A 4466-nucleotide genomic window follows, 5' to 3' on the forward strand; every position below is an offset into this window, starting at 1 on the left:
CGGCTCAAGCAAGCCGCGACGGCGACGCGGGGTGTTGCTGGGCTACCTGCGTACGCGGGCGAGGTGCGCCCGGTGGCAGGAGGCGTGTACGAGGCGGGTGTGGGCATTCTCGGCTGGGCCGGGTCTCCCGCGGTCGGCGATTATTGCCTTGCGGGTGACACTTCGCCACCACCGTTCCCACTCGCGTGGAGATTGGGGTGGCTGGTCGGCGAACAACAGGTGGTCTCTGCACAGCGGGCAGCGCGAGCCCTGCTTGGACAGCAGGCGCTGTCGGTATTCGCCCAGCGGGAGCTTGACCTTCCGTCGCCGGGCGGCCCAGTACTCGGCCAGGTCGGGGTCATCCGGAGATGCCCCGCCAGCGACCGGAACGTGCCGGATGATGCCGGTCCAGGCGAGCTTCGGCAGGTAGGCGCCGCTGTCGCGGTCACCAAACACCCACCGATCGTTCCTGAACCTGTTGAACTTGCCGAAGTACCGGTCGACGATCCAGGACGTCGGCTTGTTCGCGTGGCTGTACCTGGCCCACTTGTAGATGAGCTTCCACAGGTAGTGATCCAGGCTGGCGAACAGCTTGGACGACACCACGCCCCGGTAATAGGCCGCCCACCCCCGCGTGATGGGGGCGAGCCTGGCAATGACCACCGCCGCGTTCGAGCCGCGCAGGGCGCTCATCTCGGCGGCGAGCCGTTCCCGGAACCTCTTGACCGCTTTCGCGCTCGGTTTGATCAGTAGCTTGCTGTTGCGGTATCGGCGGACGTTGAACCCCAGAAAGTCGAAACCCTGCGAGGCGTGGACAATCTGCGTCTTATCCTCGTTGAAGGTCAACCCTCTCGGCGCCAGCCACCCGGCAAGCTTCGCCTTGACCTGCTCGGCCTGATCACCGGAGTGACACAGAGCGACCAGATCGTCGGCGTATCTGACCACGACCGGGGAGCCAGGCTTCGGTCGCCCGGCGCGTGAGCCGGACGGGTAGCACTGAACTCCAGCGGCTTCTTCGAGCCCGTGCAGGGCCACATTCAGTAGCAGCGGGCTGATCACACCGCCTTGCGGAGTTCCCTCCTCGGTTGGTGCGAATCCCTTGCCCGGTTCGAACACGCCCGCCTTCAACCAGCCTGCGATCATCTCCCGAGCGGGGAAGTCGCCGATCGTGGCGAGTAGGTGGTCATGGTCGATCCGGTCGAATGCCGACGCCAAGTCGGCGTCCACGATCCACACGCGCGCGGCACTCTTGCGACACAGCGTCTGGAAGATGGCGGCGATGGCGTCATGGCAGCCGCGGCCCGGCCGGAACCCGTAGCTACGAGCTTCGAACCGGGCCTCCCATTCGGGTTCCAGCGCGTTACGGACCCGTGCCTGGTGACACCGATCCATGAGCACAGGAATGCCAAGTGGGCGCAGCTTTGTCCTGTCACTGGCCTTCGGTATGTACACGCGCTTGACCGCGCGAGGCTGCCAGGACCGAGCCGAGCCGTGCACCCGCACGGCCAACTCCGTCCTCGCCTGAGAGGTCAACGCCACCTCCCCGTCGATCCCCGCGGTCGCACGCCCAGCATTTCGCTGCGCGACCTGCCGCACGCTAACCAGCGTGTTGGCCCGGCTGCGCAGCATCAACCTCTGCAGGTTCCTGACCTTGGGCCAGTCACCTTCCCGCGTCGCCTTGAAGATCCGCTGCCGTAGCCGCCGTACCTGCTCCTCGCAGGACCGCCAGTCGATGGTCTCCCACTCATCGACGTCCTGCTCAAAGCGCTGGCCCTCCGGTCCGTTCACTCCGAGGCGCGCCATCGCAACCGCGAACGCGTGCGCCGTCATGTCTAACTTGTCCTTCGGTTCCGGTGGATCGGACTGCTCGTCGTCAAAGGCTCACCTGCCACACGTCAGCCTGCTTTCGCAGCCAGGCACCGGGCCTGGTATCCGGCCAGTTATACGCGGCGATCGGCGGAGGAGCCGATCAATCACGCCACGTTTTCCTGCCGCCTTTCGGCCACCGGCATTCGCTTCTTGGGCATCCTGTCCCGCCCGGGGCTTCCGCCCCCCTTACGGTCGGCCTACCGCGCCGCCACCGGCAACACGGACCCGAGCGAGGTTTCCACGTTCCGCACGCGCGAGACCCGACTGGGATAGGGCGTCCTCTGTACCCCGAGGGCGGCGGTGTCGACACGACCGAGTATGGTGCCCGATCGCCGCCTGCCGCTTCACAACGGCCCGCCCCTGTCACCCCGGCTCCGCACTTCCGTCCCGGGATGCTTCTATCACGAGGCATCAACAAGGATTCACTCCATTCGCCCGTCCAGCCTTCCCCTCACCTGTAGCCGCCCAGACGGGGCAAGCGGCCCTTGGGTTTTCCCCTGAGCTTCACACCCCCAGACACCGGGTGACTGGGCGCATGTCAGGGCGGGGACAGGTCTTCGACACTGACCCGAGCTACGTCTCCGGCACCAGCCGACCTCCTTCACGCAGCCACTCACAGCGTGCGACCTCGTGTCGCAACCAGAGGTAAAAGTAGTAACAGGTGACCCGCCGATTGGCTTTGGTGAACGAGAACCACACCGCCGTGCGCCCCTCTTGGTAGCCAGGAACACCGGCGCGAACTCCTGCGCCACCCCGATCGCGGCCACCCCCGCCCGACCCGTCGCCGCCTGCCGCGCCAGATACGGCCGCATCCGATCGATCTTGCGGTCGTCCCTACCGAAGCGCACCACCGGGATCTTGTTGTCGACGGCGAACCGGTCCACCGCCCTACGGAACGCGGTACCGATCTTCTCCATAATCGCCGGCGAGGGGATCGGATAGCCAAGATGCGCGGTCATAAACGACGCCACCTGCCCGCTCACCTGCAGACTCGGCACACAGCCGTTCAAATAAATCCGATCCATGCACTCCAAATCCAGGCCCACATGCCCGTCGAGCACATCATTGACCGTCACCATCTCAACCATCACCCCAGACTGACCGCAACACCCACCCCTGACCAGACCCCACGCTCGGCGGTCAGAGGCGAAGCCTCACTGGTGGTCACGGTCGTTAGTTCGTCGGGGGTTATGCAGCGATCCGGGTCAGGAGTCGGTTGAGGTCGTTGCGGTTGAAGCGCCAGTCGAATGGTTGCGCGGCGCTGTTGTAGCGCTCCTCGAACGCGGTGAGTTGATTGGCAAGGACGTCGAGGTTTGGAAAGTCGTCGGGGGTAAGCAGCTTTCGCTGCACGACCGAGAAGTAGATCTCGATCTGGTTGAGCCACGACGCATGCACCGGCAGGTGGATCATCGTCGCGTTGCGAAACGCCTCAGTGAGCCGTGCTGCTGCGGTCCAGCCGCGGTGCGAGGCGCCGTTGTCGACGACCCAGAACACTCGCCGGGCTGAGGCGTAAGGTTCGCGGGTCATGACCTTATCGACGAGCGCGGCGAACGGTTCGATGCCGGTGCTGGGTGCGCAATGCCCGATCACCTGGGCGCGGTGCACGTCATAGGCGGCCAGGTAAGCCAGCGTGCCGTGGCGCTGGTACTCGCTTTCGACGTGCATTGGCCGCTGGCCCGGACCGGGTGGGCGGCTGGGATGAGCGTGGCTACGGGCCTGCACGCCGGGCTTCTCGTCGGCGCTGAGCACGTAGTCGTTCTCACTCAACGGCTCGCCGTCCCAGACCCGTGCGTACAGGTCGAGCACTCGGGCCGCTTTGACGGCAAAGTGTGGATCACGCGGGAAAATCCAGGACCGATACTGCCACGGCTTGAGCGCGTCAGCGGCCAGCCAGCGGCGCACCGTGGAGGCTGACACCGACTTAACCACGCCGCGCTGGATGGCCTCCATAGCCAGATCGGGACAGCTCCACTTGGCTAGTGGCACATCACTTTTGGCGGGCAGCTCGCAGGCCAGGGCCTTCACTTCGGCTACTACCGCGGCCGAGAAGCGGCGTGGTCGTCCCGGGCGTGGGTGATCGCACAGACCGTCCATGCCGTGTTGGCAAAACCGGTGGCGCCACTTACGAACTGTGTCATCACAGACACCCAGGGCCCGCCCGATCCCAGCATTGGACGCGCCGTCGGCGGCGGCCAGCACGATCCGGGCGCGCAACACGTCGCGATGCTGCCCGCTGGTTTGACGCGCCCGGGCCAGCAGCACCTGCCGCTGCCCATCGGATAGAACAATTTGATCGCTGCTCGACACAGACATACAGCGTTTGTCACCCGCTGCCGGTCGGTGCCGTCGACGACACGCCGGGCATCGGTTCGGCGATCATGGACACCGTGCCCACACCACCGGAGTCGACCAAGACCTCATTGCGGCAACGGCTCCGGGCCAGGGCCAACGAACGCTGGCCACAGCTGGCCGACCTGACCATCCGCCACCACGGCGGGTTCGCCTACGTCGACGGACATCTGCCGGACGGCACCACATTGCCACTGTTCCGTCTGCGCTACGGCGGCTCAGCCAACAGCTGGGGCTTCGCGATCCACCTCGCCAGCCGCGACAGCTAC

The 4466-nt window shown here is 65.8% G+C and carries 2 protein-coding genes and 1 pseudogene; 1 reads left to right on the top strand and 2 read right to left on the bottom strand.

Features of this window, described 5'->3' with window-relative positions; translation table 11 throughout:
* Nucleotides 1-42: 42 nt before the first annotated feature.
* Nucleotides 43-1809, bottom strand: a complete 1767-nt coding sequence (gene ltrA / locus ACLP9N_RS16835) for a group II intron reverse transcriptase/maturase (protein ID WP_442408489.1) — start codon at nt 1807-1809, stop codon at nt 43-45.
* Between the two features lie 1227 nt (nt 1810-3036).
* Complete coding sequence (locus ACLP9N_RS16840) at nt 3037-4161, bottom strand: IS630 family transposase (RefSeq protein WP_442408490.1); 1125 nt, start codon at nt 4159-4161, stop codon at nt 3037-3039.
* Between the two features lie 65 nt (nt 4162-4226).
* Between ACLP9N_RS16840 and ACLP9N_RS16845 the strand changes: the two are divergent.
* Nucleotides 4227-4466, top strand: a pseudogene (locus ACLP9N_RS16845) (hypothetical protein); the annotation flags it as partial.

Origin of the sequence: Mycobacterium sp. (assembly GCF_052144515.1) — a bacterium.
In the GTDB taxonomy this organism is placed as follows: Bacteria; Actinomycetota; Actinomycetes; order Mycobacteriales; family Mycobacteriaceae; genus Mycobacterium.

What these genes read in the sequence shown, in the direction of transcription:
- ltrA (WP_442408489.1), bottom strand. Translation starts at nt 1,809, where the DNA reads ATGACGGCGCACGCGTTCGCGGTTGCGATGGCGCGCCTCGGAGTGAAC.
- ACLP9N_RS16840 (WP_442408490.1), bottom strand. Translation starts at nt 4,161, where the DNA reads ATGTCTGTGTCGAGCAGCGATCAAATTGTTCTATCCGATGGGCAGCGG.